Consider the following 17,699-nt stretch of genomic DNA (forward strand, 5'->3'; position numbering starts at 1 on the left):
AGCAAAGGAGCGCTAAGTTGACTAATACAACATTTAAGAAGACTGCATTAGATACACTTCGGCACGCGAATACGGGTCGGATCAACTTTCAGTACGGACACTTGCGGGTCTATCCGCGCGGCTTTCACGAAATTGCCGATCTGATCGAAAGCGATCACATCATTTATCAGCTCAGTCATGGCAATCACTATGACCCGACACCAGAACGTGGCGAAACGCATTTTATTGGTGTGAGCTCATCTCTGGGCCGTGATGAAAACGGAACCCTGATGGCCGTGCCAGGCTTCACCCCGCAAAACCGTGGCACAATCATCCATGAAGCCTGTCACGCCCTGCACGACTATCAACGCATGACGGTACGGCGCGGTGATGCAATCGGTCCGCGGCAGTATGAGGGTGCGGCGACACTTGCCGGTTGGATCGGAGCGCTTTTATGGGGCTTCGATCAGGCACCCAACCCGCTGTTGACATCCACGATGCAGTTGGCGCGAGACAAGGCTCGACAATTCCTGGATGGCACAATCGGATATCAGATCGATGACACTACCATGCGTGAACTCGATAATGCCGTAACAACGGGCACTGCAAGCCGCTACGTCTTCAATGGGACTTAATGGATAGGGAATGCGGCGCTATGCGCGCTTTTCCAGCACCAGAAACGTCATCATGCCCATGGGCGGAAACGCCCGCTGTTCAGCCAGCGCCAGACTGTCTTCACCAAGAACACGCGCCATCTCGAAATCGGAATGCCAGCCGATCAGGTTGGCAAAGGGGGCGGTGATACGTTCCCAGAACGCCAGAAACCCTTTGTCGCGGGCAAAGTGATTGGTAATCACGATGCGCCCGCCCGGTTTGCAGACACGCGCCATTTCGGCCACCACCCGCTCCGGTTCAGGCACCACCGAAACGATATGCATCGCGGCCACCGTATCAAAACTGTTGTCCGAAAAATCAAGGGTGCGCGCATCCATCTGGCGCAGCTCTTTGACGTGCGATAGCCCCTCTGCCTCAACCTTGGCCTGCGCCTTGGCCAGCATCTCTTCGCTGAAATCAATACCAGTCACAGCCAAATGCGGATCATATTCCCGCAAGGCAAGGCCAGTGCCAACGCCCACTTCCAGCACGCTGCCCTGCAGCTGATTGATATAGGCTACCGTCCGTTTCCGACCGGCATTGGTGATCAGCCCGAATGTCTTGTCATAGATCGGGGCCCAGCGGGCATAAGATGTGCTGACAGCATTGATATCCATGGTTATTCCTTTGTCTTCACGGCACGCCAGGCCCAAAAGACACCAGCAATATAAAGCAGATCAAGCACCACAAGCGTGGCCCATACGTAGGTCAGCAATGCGGCCAACAACAGCATCGCCCCCAGCAGAAAGAATGGCACATTCGACCGCGAAATGGTCAGCATCTTGAACGAATATGTGGGCACCCGGCTGATCATCGCCAACCCGACAAGGATCATCCAAAGTGCCACCAGTTCAGGCCGGATCAATGGCGCATCCGAGAACAGAAATGAAATGAACATCGGCAACAACGCCAGCAGCGCCCCCGCCGGTGCAGGCACCCCCACAAAATACCGTTTATCGCCACCCACGGTCTCGGCCTTGTTTTGCACATTGAAACGCGCCAGCCGCATCACGCAGCAAATCGCAAAGAACAGCACGGCAATCCATCCGGCACTGCGCATTTCGTCCAATGCAAAAAGGTATAGCAGCAGCGGGGCGGCGACACCGAAATTCAAAAAATCGGCAAGCGAATCCAGCTCGGCACCGGTCTTGCTTTCGGATTTCAGAAGACGGGCCAGCCGGCCATCGACAGCATCCAGAAACCCTGCCAGCAGGATCAACAGAACGGCACGTTCGTAATCGCCATGAAACCCGAAACGGATCGCCGTCAATCCAGCGCAAATCGCCGCCAGCGTGACCGCATTGGGCAACAATGCGATCACCGGCAATTCGGATCGTGTCGGAATACCGCGCGCCATTCCTTACGCTGTCCGCCCGGTCCGTGGTGCTTCGGTCGATGTCAGGTCTGCCAGCACAGTCTCACCTGCGATCATGCCCTGCCCAACCGCGACCAGCGGCGCAACGCCATCAGGCAGATACACATCCACCCGCGACCCAAAGCGGATCAGACCAAACCGTTCGCCCGTCTGCAGGGTCGCGTCTGGCGCCACAAAACAGACAATGCGGCGGGCGACCAGCCCGGCAATCTGCACCACCGCAATCTGGCGACCATCGGCCATCTCGATACACAGCGAATTGCGTTCATTATCTATGCTGGCCTTGTCCAATGACGCATTGAAAAACTTGCCTGGGCGATAGGCCACTGCCGCGATCCGGCCAGCAATCGGAGCACGGTTCACATGGCAGTTAAAGACGTTCATGAATACGCTGACACGGGTCAATGGCGCATCGGCCATACCCAACTCAGGGGGCGGCACCGCCTTTTCGATCAGCGACACGATGCCATCCGCGGGGCTGATGATCAGCCCGTCCCGCTCAGGCGTGGTGCGCTTGGGATCTCGGAAAAAGTAGTAGCACCAGACGGTCAGACCGATCCCGATCCATCCCAGAAACGTGGACAGGAAAAACAGAGCCACGGAAATGGCCGCAAAGATGGCGACAAACCTGCGCCCCTCGGGATGCATTGGTTTGATGAAAGTGCCCAGCATCGTCATGTAAAATCGCTTCTCTCGTTTTTATTGATTGACCAGTTAACAAAAACGACACTCTACCCACTCATTCCGACACTACTGACAGAGGAAAAAGGGCGGCGCAAGACGCGCCGCCCCTCATTCAAAGGAAACTTCCGTGTGTCAGTTCAACAGGTTCGGCACGATCGTGACAACGCCGGGGAACAGCCACAACAGCAGCAAACCAGCCACCTGAATGCCGATGAATGGCATCACCCCGCGATAGATCTGCCCGGTGGTAATCGACTTCGGCGCGACCCCACGCAGATAGAACAGCGCGAAACCGAATGGCGGGGTCAGGAACGATGTCTGCAGGTTCACGGCAATCATGATCGTCACCCATTTCGGGTCAAACGTGCCACCATAAATGACCGGCCCCACAATAGGGATCACGATGTAAATGATCTCAAGAAAATCAAGAACAAAGCCCAGCACGAACAACACCAGCATGACCAGCAGGAACACCTGCAATTCGCTGTCAAAGGACCGCAGGAACTGCTGGATGTAATGCTCACCCCCGAACGAGATCAGGACAAGGTTCAGCAACTGCGACCCGATCAGGATCGTAAACACCATCGACGTGACCTTGGCCGTCTCGCGCACCGCGGGCGTCAGGACACCCCCCGACAGCAGCACCCCGCATGACCAGATCAGCCCGAACATCGAGAACAGGAAACAGGCGAATGCAACGGCATAGGCCACGCGGTTTTCAAACAGCACAACCTCTTGCCCCAACCGCATATCGAAATTCACGCCGATGATCAGCATCAGGATGATCGCGCCAGAGGTCAGCAATACCATGCGACCCGACCGACCCTGCTCCTGCAGCTTGCGGTATGTCGCGAGCAAGATGGCACCACCGGCACCCAATGCGGCCGCAGGTGTTGGGTTGGTGATACCGCCCAGGATCGACCCCAGCACAGCGACGATCAGAACCAGCGGCGGGAACACGACCCGCAGGATCTCGTTGCTGGCCAGATAAGCCGCGGCAGGGCGCAAACCGATATAGGCGATGATCAACGGGATCGCGATGATCAGCGTGGTCGCCCCCGGCGTGGTCAGCGGCCCGATAATCAACACATCGACCGCCAAAAGCAGGCCAACCCCCACAGCCCCGATGATCAGCGGAGTGCGATCCGCATACGGCGCCACACCACGCGCAATCACCAGCATCAGACCCAGAAGAAGGGCGGTTATGGCAATGCCGGTTCCAATCGGCGCCGCCGCCGCAACACGGTCCAGCACAAGCGCTGCACGCTCTTCTTCGGACAGGGCACGGGCCTGCTCAACGCCGCCAGCTTCATCAATCGCTGTTTGCTGGGCCACGGCAGCGGCCCATGCCTCTTCGCCATGCAACTCGATCATGGACGCCTGACATTCGGCAGTCACGTTGGTCCGCAAAGACGCCGTCTGGCCTGCATCAGTAAAGCTGTCGACGATCACGGATTGATTGCCGACAAGGCCAACCTGCCCCAGACCGATGGTAAAGCCGATCAGGGCCACAGGCACCGCAAGGAACCATGTGAATGCGTGACCGCCAGGTGCGGCTTGCTTGTCCTTGCCGCCCTCAAACTGAACGGCAGGCGCCTTGGATGGATTGATCAGGGCAAAACCAAACGCATATGCGGCATAGAGCACCGCCAGCAGGATACCCGGCAACAGGGCCGCCTGGAACAAGGTCCCGACCGATACCACCGCGGGCTCGCCCAGATAGGTCAACGCGTCGGAACAGCCAGCAAGACGCGCACGGTCCTCTTGAGCGGCCGAATACAGATCGCCCGCTAGCGTGCCCAGCAGGACGATGACAATGGATGGCGGAATGATCTGTCCCAAGGTCCCCGACGCGGCAATCACACCGGTGGACAGTTCCGGCGAATAGCCGTTCTTCAACATGGTCGGCAGCGCCAGCAAACCCATCGTCACAACCGTCGCCCCGACAATCCCGGTCGACGCGGCAAGGAACGCACCAACAAGCACAATGGACACGGCCAGACCTCCGGGCAGCGGCCCGAATACCTTCGCCATCGTGGTCAGCAATTCCTCAGCGATGCGGGACCGCTCTAGAATGATCCCCATCATCACGAACATCAGCACAGCCAACAGCGTCTCAATCGACTGGCCCGCCAGCACACGCTCGTTCATCCGGTTGACAAGGAAGCCAACGTTACGATCCAGCGCCACTTCCCAGCCTTGCGGGAACAACGCATCCTCGTATCGGGGCAAGTCTGGATATCGGAAAACCGATATCGCATCCGGCCTGACGCCTTCGGCAATCAGGGCCGCATATTCCGGCGAATTCTGGTCCACGGCGGCGTGGATCAGCAAACCAGAGCTGTCCAAAGCGGCGATAATCGCAAACGAAATCACGGCAGAGCCGCTGATCGCAAACGCAACGGGGAAGCCCGACAGGATACCGGCAAACAACGTCAGAAAGACGATGATGATGCCGATCTCAATGCCATCAAGTCCAAAAAGCATGATCTTACCGCCCCAATCCTAGTGAATTTTTGCGACCAGTTCGGCGGTCGGATCGCCGATGGGGTCCTTGTCAAGATACTTGCCTTCGCTGGCGGGCCCTTCCCTGAACTCCAAGAGCGAGCGATAGAAGAACGCGACCGCCTGCAACATTACCATCGCCGTAAAGATGATCAGCAGCACCTTGAACAGGATGTAGGCGTCAAACCCGTTGGGCGAAAACCCGATGGTCTCCACATTCCACTTCAATGCACGGGCCTTGTTCAGCAACCTGTCCAAACCATCCGACGCCGATGTCGGGGGCGTCACCAGACTGCGCCACATAAAGAACCAGCCGAACAACCATGTCAGCACGGCAGCAGGGATCATGAAGACAATGCTGCCGAACATGTCGATCACCCGTTTGGCGCGATAGCTGACACCGGAATAGACCAGGTCAACACGCACATGGCCGCCCTGCACAAACGTGTAGGCGGCGCACATGCACACGATGATCGCGTTATAAAGCTTCAGCTCTTCAGACCACCAACTGACATCCTTGGTGAAACTGACACCAAGGCCCAGCGATATCTCGGACACCGCGAACACACGCTGCATGAAGATGATGATGATTTGCTGCAGCACCATCAAAAGCCCGGCCCAGGCGGCAATCCGGCCCACCACATTGGCAAAGCCTTCAAGGCCGCGCACGCAGCCCCACATGAAACGATTGCTGATCAACCCGATGATCGTCGTAACCAGAAACACCCATAGCACGACAAAGAACAACTCGACCGAGGCGCCGTAGTAGATAAAGCGCATCAGCGATTGGCCAGCTTCAGTATCTGAAATCCGATCACGTAATGAGATATGGCTGATCCAGCCCAGCCATGAACTGGGGTTCAGCAACGCGTCGAACAGATTGTAAGGGGCTTCCAAAAGGTTGCCGAAAAAGAACTGAACCGGTCCTCCCGCCTCAAAGGCATCCAGACAACTGATCGTGTCCTCAACCTCCGCACGGAAAAACCCTGTGCAAGCGATCTCTTCTTCCATCGAAGCTCCCCCACCCCACGCGGGGACCACCATAAAGGGTCCGCACCGCGCCAGAAAATCCTTGTGAAAGGGCCCGCAATTCCAGCGGGCCCGATCCATTCATTCAGTCGTCAGGGCTTAGCCCATCACCCGGTCACGCTGGTTGCGATACGCACCTTCGGACTGTGTGATCCAGCCGGACGACGACCGCATCGACGCTTCATAGCTGGCGCGCATACGGTCATACAGTTCGTCACCGTTATACTGGTCCATGGTCTCCTTGGCAGCGGTACCCATGGCATCCCAAACGCTGTCAGGGAATTCCAGAACCTTGACGCCACCGGCCTGCAGACGCTGCAGCGCTGCACCGTTGTTGTTCATGAACTGGGCCAGGTTCCACTGGTGTGCTTCGCCAGACGCGATCTCGATGATCTTCTGGTGCTCAGGGTTCAGGCTCTCCCAGACATCCAGGTTTGTGGCCAGTGACAGGGCCGCACCCGGCTCATGCATACCGGCGGTATAGTAGAACTTGGTGATTTCCTGGAAACCGGCCTTTTCGTCGGCCCACGGGCCGATCCATTCGGTCCCGTCGATGGCACCGGATGCCAGCGCTTGGTACACTTCTGCACCTGGCAGGTTCTGTACTGATGCACCCATCTTGCCCAGCGCTTCGCCACCCAGACCGGGCATACGGAACTTCAGACCCTGGAAATCTTCGGGACCTGCGATTTCCTTGGCGAACCAGCCACCGGCCTGTGGGCCCGTGTTACCGGCAAGGAACGACTTCAGACCAAAGATGCTGCCCAGCTCATCATGGAAGGCCTGACCTTCACCCTGATAATACCAGTTGCTGATCTCTTGCGGCGTCATACCGAACGGGACAGACGTAAAGAACGCATAGCCCGGATGCTGACCAACAAAGTAGTAGTCGGCACCGTGGTACATGTCCGCCTGACCAGAGGTCACAGCGTCAAACACCTCGAACGCACCGACAAGCTCACCAGCCGCCTTCAGGTCGATCGTCAGCGATCCACCAGAAAGCGCTGTAATTGTGTCAGCGGCACGTTGTGCTGCGTCATGCACACCGGCAAGGCCGCGGCCCCAGGTTGTGACAAGTGTCAGCGTCCGGTTGCCCTGCGCATATGCAGGCGCAGCCAGTGCGGTTGCCGCTGCCGCGCCACCACCAAGTGCTGAATTTTTTAGAAAAGAACGACGATCCATTAAGTAGCCTCCCAATTATTAGTCCCCCCACCCCGCAGAAAACCGGGCGAAGACAGATCGATTTCGTTCGCGCAGACTAGCCTGCGCACCCATGTCGGAAAATACGTAGTACTGCGTAGAAAACACAAATTTGTCACATTTTTTTACCAATTGAGACGGGTGTTTATACGCTAACACTCATTAAACCCCCTCTCACAAGACGCGGTTGGCGTTTGATTCGCAACTGATTCCCGCGTATCGGATTTGTCATGACAGGGTTTCTTGCGCGATTGCGCGACATGGTCAGTATGAGTTACGGACAGAAGGTGTTTCTTCTGGCAACGCTGCCTCTTGTCGTGGCGGTTTTCCTGATCTTTCTGGTGGTGACATCGCAATCACGGCAACTGGCCGAACGCGAGATTCAGGCGCTTGAAACCCAGCTGATTGAAACCAAACGGGCCGAACTGAAAAACTACCTGTCCATCGCGCGCACCGCATTTGTCAACACCTACGGGCGCGCCGCGCCCGACGATGAAGACGCAAAACTGTCGGTCACCCGCGAACTGGCCGCCATGCTTTACGGGCAAGACGGTTATTTCTTTGTCTTTGACTATGACGGAAACAACCTTGTCGCCCCCCGGCAAACCTATCTGATCGGCAAGAACTGGAGCGGTCTGGAAGACCTTAACGGCACGCCCATCACCGATGAGTTGATCCGCATTGCCCGCACCGGCGGCGGCTATCACAGCTTTGACTGGCCCAAGCCCTCGACAGGCGCCAATGAACGCATGATCGTCTATGTCAACGGCCTGCAGGACTGGCGCTGGGCCATCGGCACCGGCGTTTTCATCGACGATGTGCTCGAAAACGTCGCCGCCGCCCGCGCGGACGTTGAAACGCGTATTACCCGCACCTCCTACTACATCGTGGCGATCACCGTCGCGGCATTGATGGGCGTTTTCACGACCGGCATGTTCCTCAACATCCGCGAACGGCGGCTGGCAGATGCCAAGCTCAAGGATCTCACCCAACGGATTATCGACACCCAGGAAGAAGAACGCGGGCGGGTCGCGCGCGAACTCCATGACGGGATCAGCCAGATGCTGGTAGGCGTGCGCTACGCGCTCGAACTGGCGCGGCGCAAGATGGGCGAAAACGGCGTAATCCTGAACAAGGGGATCGACGGGCTGGGTCAGGCCATTCAAGAGGTGCGGCGGATCAGCCGCGACCTGCGACCCGGCGTGCTGGATGATCTGGGGCTCGGCCCCGCCCTGCAGGCACTCACCGACGATTTCAGCAAACGCACCGGCACCGAAACCGAATTCGAAACCGTCGTCTTCCGCAACCGGCTGGACGAAGAAGCGCGCATCGCCCTTTACCGCATTGCGCAAGAGGCGCTGACAAATATCGAACGGCATGCCGAGGCGACCCGCGTTCACATGTCGCTCAAGGGGCATCGCAAGGGCGCGCTGCTGCGGATCACCGACAACGGCAAGGGCATGACATGGCCGCAACCGAACCGTCGGGCAATCAGCGGTCTGGGCATGCGCAACATGCAGGAACGCATCGAACAGCTTGGCGGCACGCTGCGCGTGCTCTCATCCAACTCCGGCACCGTGATCGAGGCCGAGGTGCCACTGACCCACATGCTCAGCCCACAGAAAAAGACCCAAGACACAAAGGAAAGCGCATGACGATCCGCATCTTGATCGTAGACGACCACCCCATGGTCACCGAAGGCATCCAGGCCATTCTTGAAACCTATGACGACATCAGCGTCGTCGGCACGCTTGGAAACGGACAGGAAGCCGTGAACCGGGTCAACGAACTGCAACCCGATGTGATCCTGCTTGACCTGAACATGCCCGGCCTGTCAGGGCTGAACGCCACCGAAATGATCCTCGAAGAACGGCCCGACACCCGCATCCTGATCCTGTCCATGCATGACAGTCCCGAATACATCTCGACCGCCCTCAGCCACGGTGCCAAGGGCTATATCCTCAAGGACGTGCCCACCGATGAAATCCGCACCGCCATCGACACCGTGATGCGCGGCGAGGAATACCTCTGCACCGGGGCCAAAGGGTCACTGCAACCCAAGATCAGCGACGGGCGCGAAACGCTGACAAGCCGGGAACAGACCATCCTGCTGGAATTGGCGCAGGGGCACTCCAACAAAGAGGTGGCAAACAGCCTCAATATCTCTGTCCGAACCGTCGAAACCCACCGTAACAACATCAAGCGGAAACTGGGAATCAGTTCAACCGCAGGGCTAACCCGCTACGCATTGGAACATGGGGTTCTGCAGGGCACGAGCATCTAATCGCGTCAATTGCGTCGCGATCATCTAAACCAAGGTTATACTGGACACTCCGATCAGTGACTTTAGTACACGTGCCACATAAATACATTGCGTTGGCATAATATTTCATGCAACGACAGGTTTACGGGGGCGTTATCGAGTGGACACAATTATGGTTTTGCACAAGGCTGCATCCCGATCACGCGTATTGCGAAACGGAACTTTCCTGACAACGACATTTCTAGCGCTCCAAACCGTCGCCACGGGCGCGATGGCGGACGAGGTCACGCTGACCTCCAACGACGGCAGCATCGAAATCACCGGTGAAATTGTCGAGGTCGAAGAAGAGACCGTCGTCGTCAACACCGACCTGGGGCAACTCAGGCTGCAATTGGGGGCATTCAGATGCGTCGGCGAAGACTGCGCATTGCTAGAAGATGACGACGATGATGATGACGACGATGACGACATCGCCGAGATTGATTTCACCTTCGAAATGATCGCCTCTGCGGGCATCGCCGATCAGCTTCTGCCGGTCGTCGCACAGGGCCTCGCCGAACGGTTCGACGCAACCGTGATCACCACCGACGGGCTTGGCCAACCCTTGCCCGATGACATCGGGCGCCCCCGTCCCGGTGGACCAGAAGATGATGACGACGATGACGATGATGACGACGACGCCAGGGACGATGACGACGACGATGATGATGATGACGGTCCAATCGACCTGATCGACATCCGTCTGCGCCAGGATGACGGCGATTATGTACGCCGCTACGGTGTCGTGATCGAGGAAGAAGAAGAAGCGATCGAAGCCCTCTCCGAAGGCGAGGTTGAAATCATCTTCCTCGACGAACCGGCAGAAGACGATGACATCGAAGAAGTCGCCGAAGGCGGTGGCGGAATCATCACCGATCCCGGCCAGGAACGTGTTCTGGCAGTCGAAGGGCTTGTGGTGGCGGTCTCCCCCAGCAACAACCTGCCGAAAATCAACGTGGCTGACGTGCCGCGCATCTTCTCAGGCGAAATCGACAACTGGTCACAGATCGGCGGACCAAACGCCCCCATCAATGTCTACTCCTTTGATGAGGCAAACGCCGCCATCCACTATGTCGACGAACTTGTTCTCGAACCGGCCGATGCCGAACTCGGCGATGATATCAACGTCATCCAGACCATGAGCGAGATGACAAACAAGATCGCAGCCGATCCGTTCGGCATTGGTGTTGTCCCCTTCGCCAACCTGCGTGACACACGGGCGGTACCGGTCGAATCCACCTGCGGGATCGTCAACACGCCCTCCGTCTTCTCGATCAAGACCGAAGAATACATCATGCAGCGCCGGTTCTATGCCTATAACCGGGCCTCCGTTTCGACAGAGGCGCGCGAATTTCTCGACTTCCTTGATGAAGACGGGCTGGATGATCTGGTGCGCAAAGCCGGGTTCATTGACCTGGGCGTGATTGTCGAACCGCAGACCGTGAATGCCCAGCGCATCCAGGAGGCGATGTTCGAAACCGACGATCCGTTCGAACTGCGCCGGTTGCGTGATCTGCTGCGCGATCTGCAGACAACACAGCGGCTTTCGACGAACTTCCGCTTTGCGCTGGGGTCCAGCCGGCTTGACGTCCGGGCAATCGCGGACATCCGGCGCGTTGTGGATTACATCATCGAAGAACGGCCAAGCGAGGTCATCTTCGCAGGCTTCACCGACTCCATCGGGTCGTTCAGCTCCAATGATGTGCTGTCACAAAACCGCTCCGCCACTGTGCGCGAAACGGTGCTGGCACAATTGCCTGCTGAAGTGCGCAACAGCGTGCAGATCGTATCCACTGGCTACGGCGAACTTGAACCGGCAGCCTGCAACGAACTCAGCAGCGGTCGGCGCGTGAACCGGCGGGTCGAGGTTTGGGTGCGCCCCTAGGACACTAGCCGATGTGGGGCAGATACAGTCTGCCCCACATCATCAACAGGTTCAGTTTTCGACGGTTTCCTGAATCTGGCTGCGGACGATCTCAAACCACTCACCTGATAGACGCAACTGCTCAAGCCCGGCATTGACCGTTTCCAGATAGGCCTTGCCGTTCGGATTGTCCTTGGGTGTAAACACATGCAAGGTCACGCTGGAAGCAAGGGCCGGTATGTCCGTGATCTGATCAGCAATGCCCAGTTCGGTGTAATCCTCCTCGGCAGGCAGCGCGTCATAGGTGATCACATCAACCTCACCCGCCTGCAGCATCTCCCAACACGCCTCTTCCGATCTGGCAAAGACCATCTCCACATTCGGTGGTGTCAGACCCTCACCTTCAAGATCAAAGGAAAACCAGCCATCAGGCCGGCACAGCGTCGCACCAAATAGCTGATCATATTCCGTCATGGCGGCAAACGGGCTGCCATTCAATGTGTACCAGCCCACAGCCGCCTCATAGAAAGGCTCGGATGCATCAAAGTACGTACAGCGTCGCGCATTCGGCTCCGACAACAGATCCACCTTGGTGCAATCAGGCAGGAACCACGGGAACCCCATGTCAAACGCCCCGCTGGGCAGCAATTCGGTCAGATGCGATCCCCAGTCATTGACGAACACAACACGAAATTCCTGATCCGGGTTACCCAGTTCCATCGACCGCGTGATCATCTGCGTGATCATCCCACCTTCAGGCAGGTCCTCATCCGTAAAAGGGGCATAGCCGCTTGCGGTAACAAATGTGGCCGGGCGGTTGGTCGCGGTTGTCGTCACTGGCGTGGCAATCGACACAACCGATGCCGCCGCACCGGGCAGCGCCCCATCCGCACAGGGAATGGCAATCACCTGCCCCACTTCAAGAATATTGGGGCTGCTCAACACACCCGCATTTGCGCTGAACAACAACTGGAAACCACCCTGAACGCCCGCCGTCCTGGCAATGCCGCTCAACGTGTCGCCTCTGACAATCGTGTATTCGGAACAAAGCGATTGCGCTTCTGCCTGCGTCGGGGCAATGGCCGACATCCCAACTGTCAAAGCAGCAACTGCTGCAAAACTCGTTACACCAACCAGATTCTGCTCGCATTTCACGGAATGACGAGAATGGTTCGTGTGCCCTGTCATAATGATTTACCTTTTCTTAAAGTTTCCACTTGCGACACTATCGCCCAGAATAAGGCAAAATGTTGAACATTTCGGAAAAATCCTGCGCCCATGATCAAACGATAGGTGACCAAGCACGCACAATCAGCATGCATGCACAAACACATAACCCGCTGGCACTCCTGACATCGGCGCTTTATCCATGCCAAAACACTGATCAGGAGCGCCCGCAATGACCGCATACACACCCCCCAAAGTCTGGACATGGGACGCCGAAAGCGGGGGCAAGTTCGCCAGTATCAACCGGCCCGTCGCCGGGGCCACCCATGACAAGGACTTGCCGGTCGGCAAGCACCCGCTCCAGCTACATTCGCTGGCCACCCCAAACGGGGTCAAGGTCACCGTCATGCTCGAGGAGCTGCTCGATGCAGGCCATGACGCGGAATACGACGCATGGCTGATCAACATTCAAGAAGGCGATCAGTTCGGCAGCGGTTTTGTGGGCATCAACCCCAATTCCAAGATCCCCGCCCTTCTCGACCGCAGCAGCGATACGCGCGTCTTCGAAAGCGGGAATATCCTGCTATATCTCGCTGATAAATTCGGTGCCTTCCTGCCATCCGATACCAAGGGACGAACCGAGACGCTGAACTGGCTGTTCTGGCTGCAGGGGTCCGCCCCTTATCTGGGCGGCGGCTTCGGACATTTCTACGCTTATGCACCTGAACCAATGGAATACCCGATCAACCGCTTCGCGATGGAGGCCAAGCGCCAACTCGACGTGCTGGACCGGCAACTGGCCGACCACGCCTTCATCGCTGGTGCCGACTATACCATCGCCGACATGGCCATCGCCCCATGGTACGGCGCACTGGTACGCGGCGACATCTACGGAGAGGCAGCCACCTTCCTCAACGCCGGCTCTTACAGCCATGTGAACCGCTGGGTGGATGCCGTCTATGACCGCCCCGCTTTCCAACGCGGCAAGATGGTCAACAGGGCCTGGGGCGAGGAAAGTGAACAATTGCGCGAACGGCACGCCGCATCCGATTTCGAAACCCAAACCTGGGACAAGATCAAACCGGCTGACGAATAATTCTTGACCAATACCCCGTTCCCGCTCACCATCACGCAGTCGAGAGCGGGACAGCCCGCGCGATTCCCTGACATAAGAGGAAAGGCCGGTTTTGCAGACGGGTGCATTGCGTACAGAATGGGGCACGTTGGCCCTGATCATCGGATGCTACGGGCTCTGGCTCATCGCCGGGCTTCTCTGGACAACCCCGCTTTGGATCCTCGGGCTCTTCGCACTACCCATCCTCGCCGCCTTCCATACCTCGCTGCAGCACGAAACCATCCACGGGCACCCCACCCGCTGGCCACGCGTGAACGAGGCACTGGTCAGCCTACCCCTTGCCGTCGTCTTTCCATACCAGCGCTACCGGGACCTGCACCTGAACCACCACCGGGACGAACACCTGACCGACCCGTTCGAGGATCCCGAAAGCTATTTCTGGTGCGAAAGCGATGTGCGGCAGATGAATGATTTCCAGCGGCATATCTTCGCGCTCAACAATACGTTTGTGGGGCGGCTGATCATCGGGCCGACCCTTACCATGATTGGTTTCGCCCGGACAGAGATTTGGCGGCTGCGGCAAAACCAGCCCGGCGTGCGCTTGGCCTGGGGCCTGCATGCTCTGGGTATGATCGTACTGGCGTCCATCATCCTGACACTCTTCCAGATGCCGCTCTGGGTCTATTTCATCTTCGTGGTCTACCCCGCCCTGTCACTGACTGCGATGCGCGCCTATGCCGAACATCAGGCCGCCGAAAATGTCGGCGCGCGCTCGGCCGTGGTCGAGGCGCACCCGGCGCTGGCCCTGCTCTATCTCAACAACAACCTGCATATCGTCCACCACGCCAGCCCGCGCACCCCATGGTACGATCTGCCCAAGCTTTATACCGAACGGCGCCAGCAATACCTGACAGCCAACGAAAACACCCTGTTCCTCGGCTACAGCGATATTGCCAAACGGTTCGCCTTTGCGGTCAAGCAGCCAGTCGAACATCCGTTTGCGGGACGAGACAGACAACAACCCTGAAACGCGACACGCGGCACATTTCCGCCGAATACCGGGGGCCACTATCAGATCAGTTGAAAATGCAAGTGCGGTCGGCACTTATAGTCAGGCAAGGCATCCAGATATGCTGCGCACCGAATACTAACATCGTCGGATTGCGGGGGCGGTCCGACGTCATGCAAAGACTGACATGAACCTGACTGACGTTGCCCTCGCGCTTTCCAGCGATCCCCAACAAATGATGCGCAGCGTGTTGCGGATTTTCCACTTCATCGGCCTCGCACTCGGGCTTGGGGCGGCCATGCTGCTCGACATGATGATCCTGCGGTTCTTTCTGGGGCGGGTGCTGACACAGCAATCCTGCGACATCTTCGAATTCTGCGCCGATATCGTGGCCGTAGGGCTGAAACTACTCTGGGTCACCGGGATCGGTTTCCTGATCTACTATTGGGCCTACGAGCCAATCAAACTGAGCAATGAAAAGATCTGGGCGAAGATGGTGATCGTGGCGATACTGACCGCCAACGGGGTCTATATCCACCGGACCATCCTGCCCTTCCTGCAGCAACAGGTCGGTGGGACCATGCTGGAAGGCACGACACAACTGCGCCAGCATGTCTTTGTCAGCTGTGGGATCCTCTCATTTGTATCGTGGTACGGGCCACTCATCATCGCAAACCTGCCGCACCTGAATTTCAAGGTACCGATGATCCAGATACTCGGGGTCTATGCCATTGTGCTGATCGGCGTGTTCACGATCGCGCATTTTGTCCTGCTGGCGACATCAACGCGGGCGCATATCAGCCGCAAACTGCGGCGCACCTGACAGAGCCAGAAAGAAAGTTGCGACAAACTGCCAGTTTGCGACACTTTCTCTAATTTCTGCTGTTGACCCCCTTTGCGGGTGCCACTAATGTCCACGCACACGAAAGGAACCCCGATGAATATCGTCGTACTAGTGGTGAGATATGCGCGCATGGGCCGGTAACGGTAAACCCATAACGATCCCATGCGCCCCCGAATAACCTCGGGGGTTTTTTTGTGACTGATGAAACCAAAACGCGAAGGACGCGAGGAAAATGACAAAAGCCATGACGGGCGCAAAAATGGTCGTACAAGCTCTGATAGATCAGGGCGTGGACGTCGTCTTTGGTTACCCCGGTGGCGCCGTCCTACCGATTTACGACGAGATTTTTCAGCAAAACCACATCCAGCATGTTCTGGTGCGCCACGAACAAGGTGCGGTGCACGCCGCCGAAGGCTATGCGCGCGCCACCGGCAAACCCGGCGTGGCACTGGTCACCTCCGGCCCTGGTGCCACAAACGCTGTGACCGGCCTGACCGACGCGCTGATGGACTCGATCCCGATCATCGTGCTGACCGGTCAGGTGCCCACCTTCATGATCGGCTCCGACGCGTTTCAAGAGGCCGACACGGTCGGCATCACCCGCCCCTGCACCAAACATAACTGGCTGGTGAAAGAGACGGACAAACTGGCTGCCGTCATGCACGAGGCGTTTCATATCGCCACGTCAGGCCGTCCCGGCCCGGTTGTGGTCGACATCCCCAAAGATGTGCAATTCGCCACCGGCACCTATACCGAGGCGCGGCAGGTCGAAACGCACTACAACCCGCAAACCAAGGGTGATCTGGAGATGATCACCGAACTGGCGAAGGCAATGGAAACGGCCAAGCGGCCCATTTTCTACACCGGCGGCGGGGTCATCAACTCCGGCCCGGCAGCCAGCCAGCTGCTGCGCGAACTGGTCGCCGCCACCGGCTTTCCCATCACGTCCACCCTGATGGGGCTGGGCTGCTACCCGGCCTCCGGTGAAAACTGGATCGGGATGCTGGGCATGCACGGGCTCTACGAGGCCAACATGGCCATGCATGATTGCGACCTGATGATCAACATAGGCGCCCGCTTCGACGACCGGATCACCGGGCGGATCGACGCCTTCAGCCCCAAATCACGCAAAGCGCATATCGATATCGACCCGTCCTCGATCAACAAGGTGATCCATGTCGATATCCCGATCCTGGGCGACGTGGCCCATGTGCTCGAGGATCTGTTGAATGTCTGGAAATCCCGCGGCCGCAAAACCGACAAGGAAAATGTCAGCAAATGGTGGCACCAGATCAACGAATGGAAAAAGATCGACTGCCTGAAATTCGAACAAAAGGGCAAGGTGATCAAACCCCAATACGCCCTGTCGCGGCTTGAGGAACTGACCAAAAAGCACGACCGCTACATCTGCACCGAAGTGGGCCAGCACCAGATGTGGGCCGCCCAATATCTGGGGTTCGAGGATCCCAACCGCTGGATGACCTCCGGCGGACTGGGCACGATGGGCTACGGCTTCCCGGCCTCCATCGGCGTGCAGATGGCCCATCCCGATGCGCTCGTGATCAACGTGGCCGGCGAAGCGTCATGGCTGATGAACATGCAGGAACTGGGCACGGCCATGCAATACCGCCTGCCCGTCAAGCAGTTCATCCTGAACAACGAACGCTTGGGCATGGTGCGGCAATGGCAGGAACTGCTGCACGGGGAACGCTATTCGTCCAGCTGGTCTGAATCCCTGCCCGATTTCGTAAAACTGGCCGAGGCCTTCGGGGCCAAAGGCATCCTCTGCGACAACCCGGATGATCTGGACGACGCGATCATGGAAATGCTGAACCATGACGGGCCGGTGCTGTTCGACTGTCTGGTCGAAAAGCACGAAAACTGCTTCCCCATGATCCCATCCGGCAAACCGCATAACGAAATGATCCTCGGCGAAAACGCGGACACCGCCAATGCGATCAAAGCCGACGGCGCGGTGATGGTCTGACAACATTGATAACCGTCAGAGCGTG

General features: G+C 57.7%; 15 protein-coding genes. 8 read left to right on the forward strand and 7 right to left on the reverse strand.

All coding sequences use genetic code 11. The annotated features are described in order from the left end of the window. Positions 1-17: 17 nt before the first annotated feature. Positions 18-614, forward strand: coding sequence for a hypothetical protein (locus tag ACFWW2_RS15565; RefSeq protein WP_393929331.1), 597 nt, complete (start codon positions 18-20; stop codon positions 612-614). Between the two features lie 18 nt (positions 615-632). On the opposite strand, the gene ACFWW2_RS15570 is transcribed toward ACFWW2_RS15565, so the two are convergent. From ACFWW2_RS15570 to ACFWW2_RS15595, 6 genes are all read right to left on the reverse strand, one after another. Further along, positions 633-1,250, reverse strand: coding sequence for a class I SAM-dependent methyltransferase (locus tag ACFWW2_RS15570; protein ID WP_393929333.1), 618 nt, complete (start codon positions 1,248-1,250; stop codon positions 633-635). 2 nt (positions 1,251-1,252) lie between these two features. Continuing rightward, a complete protein-coding gene (locus tag ACFWW2_RS15575; protein ID WP_393929335.1) occupies positions 1,253-1,990 on the reverse strand; it encodes a CDP-alcohol phosphatidyltransferase family protein in 738 nt (245 codons plus the stop codon). Between the two features lie 3 nt (positions 1,991-1,993). Then, positions 1,994-2,686 (reverse strand): phosphatidylserine decarboxylase, encoded by a 693-nt coding sequence (locus ACFWW2_RS15580; RefSeq protein ID WP_393929337.1) that lies wholly within the window; start codon positions 2,684-2,686, stop codon positions 1,994-1,996. A 138-nt stretch (positions 2,687-2,824) separates the two neighbouring features. Continuing rightward, the gene (locus tag ACFWW2_RS15585; protein WP_393929339.1) at positions 2,825-5,179 is read right to left on the reverse strand and encodes a TRAP transporter large permease subunit; all 2,355 of its coding nucleotides are present in this window, start codon (positions 5,177-5,179) and stop codon (positions 2,825-2,827) included. A gap of 18 nt (positions 5,180-5,197) precedes the next feature. Beyond that, positions 5,198-6,208, reverse strand: coding sequence for a TRAP transporter small permease subunit (locus ACFWW2_RS15590; RefSeq protein ID WP_393929341.1), 1,011 nt, complete (start codon positions 6,206-6,208; stop codon positions 5,198-5,200). 117 nt (positions 6,209-6,325) lie between these two features. Then, a complete protein-coding gene (locus tag ACFWW2_RS15595) occupies positions 6,326-7,408 on the reverse strand; it encodes a TRAP transporter substrate-binding protein (RefSeq protein ID WP_393929343.1) in 1,083 nt (360 codons plus the stop codon). Positions 7,409-7,656: 248 nt separating this feature from the next. On the opposite strand from ACFWW2_RS15595, the gene ACFWW2_RS15600 reads away from it, so the two are divergent. The 3 genes from ACFWW2_RS15600 (at position 7,657) to ACFWW2_RS15610 (ending at position 11,613) form a co-directional block, all read left to right on the forward strand. Then, positions 7,657-9,081 carry a cache domain-containing protein gene (locus ACFWW2_RS15600; protein WP_393929345.1) on the forward strand — a complete coding sequence of 475 codons (1,425 nt, stop codon included), beginning with the start codon at positions 7,657-7,659 and terminating at the stop codon, positions 9,079-9,081. Next, the gene (locus tag ACFWW2_RS15605; RefSeq protein WP_393929347.1) at positions 9,078-9,710 is read left to right on the forward strand and encodes a response regulator transcription factor; all 633 of its coding nucleotides are present in this window, start codon (positions 9,078-9,080) and stop codon (positions 9,708-9,710) included. Before ACFWW2_RS15600 ends, ACFWW2_RS15605 begins: the two co-directional genes overlap by 4 nt. Positions 9,711-9,897: 187 nt before the next feature. After that, positions 9,898-11,613: a substrate-binding domain-containing protein gene (locus ACFWW2_RS15610; protein WP_393929349.1), complete on the forward strand. Its 1,716-nt coding sequence runs from the start codon at positions 9,898-9,900 to the stop codon at positions 11,611-11,613. 51 nt (positions 11,614-11,664) lie between these two features. Here the strand turns inward: ACFWW2_RS15610 and ACFWW2_RS15615 are convergent, their stop codons facing one another. After that, a complete protein-coding gene (locus tag ACFWW2_RS15615) occupies positions 11,665-12,681 on the reverse strand; it encodes a LysM peptidoglycan-binding domain-containing protein (protein WP_393929351.1) in 1,017 nt (338 codons plus the stop codon). 310 nt (positions 12,682-12,991) lie between these two features. Here ACFWW2_RS15615 and yghU point away from each other — a divergent pair, with 310 nt between their 5' ends. The 4 genes from yghU (at position 12,992) to ACFWW2_RS15635 (ending at position 17,674) form a co-directional block, all read left to right on the forward strand. Continuing rightward, positions 12,992-13,855, forward strand: a complete 864-nt coding sequence (gene yghU, locus ACFWW2_RS15620) for a glutathione-dependent disulfide-bond oxidoreductase (protein WP_393929353.1) — start codon at positions 12,992-12,994, stop codon at positions 13,853-13,855. A 106-nt stretch (positions 13,856-13,961) separates the two neighbouring features. Continuing rightward, positions 13,962-14,861 carry a fatty acid desaturase gene (locus tag ACFWW2_RS15625; protein ID WP_393929355.1) on the forward strand — a complete coding sequence of 300 codons (900 nt, stop codon included), beginning with the start codon at positions 13,962-13,964 and terminating at the stop codon, positions 14,859-14,861. Between the two features lie 169 nt (positions 14,862-15,030). After that, entirely contained in the window at positions 15,031-15,666 is a 636-nt protein-coding gene (locus ACFWW2_RS15630; protein ID WP_393929357.1) for a hypothetical protein, read from the forward strand. Between the two features lie 253 nt (positions 15,667-15,919). Further along, entirely contained in the window at positions 15,920-17,674 is a 1,755-nt protein-coding gene (locus ACFWW2_RS15635) for an acetolactate synthase 3 large subunit (protein WP_393929359.1), read from the forward strand. Positions 17,675-17,699 lie beyond the last annotated feature (25 nt).

The organism is Yoonia sp. R2-816 (assembly GCF_046762905.1).
Classification (GTDB): domain Bacteria; phylum Pseudomonadota; class Alphaproteobacteria; order Rhodobacterales; family Rhodobacteraceae; genus Yoonia.